This window comes from Salinivibrio sp. EAGSL, from assembly GCF_013366455.1.
GTDB classification, from domain to species: Bacteria; Pseudomonadota; Gammaproteobacteria; order Enterobacterales; family Vibrionaceae; genus Salinivibrio; species Salinivibrio costicola.
This window is the reverse complement of record NZ_JABWMG010000062.1, coordinates 1-393: the sequence shown is the minus strand read 5'-3', so window position 1 is coordinate 393 and position 393 is coordinate 1. Positions and strand designations below refer to the sequence as shown.

General features: G+C 45.0%; 2 tRNA genes. Both read left to right on the top strand.

The window, feature by feature from the left end:
* Positions 1-84: 84 nt before the first annotated feature.
* Positions 85-161 (top strand) — tRNA-Ile (locus tag HLG76_RS14700).
* A 40-nt stretch (positions 162-201) separates the two neighbouring features.
* Positions 202-277 (top strand) — tRNA-Ala (locus HLG76_RS14695).
* Positions 278-393 lie beyond the last annotated feature (116 nt).

Genomic DNA, 393 nt, shown 5'->3' with positions numbered 1-393 from the left:
CACCTCCTTACTGACGCTATTCTTGCGAGTGTTCACACAGATTGTATAGGTTGAAATTGAAAGAGAGCACATCATTGCTTTGATGGGTCTGTAGCTCAGCTGGTTAGAGCGCACCCCTGATAAGGGTGAGGTCGGTGGTTCAAGTCCACTCAGACCCACCAACACATCCCCAAATGTGTTGGTTAACAAAGTAATCAATGTGGGGCTATAGCTCAGCTGGGAGAGCGCCTGCCTTGCACGCAGGAGGTCAGCAGTTCGATCCTGCTTAGCTCCACCACTTTTTAAGCGTATTTATAATGATAAGTGCCTTTAAAAAGTGGTTTATCGTCGTGATAAATACACATGCTCTTTAACAATCTGGAAAGCTGACAAGTCATTCTTTAAGAATGACAG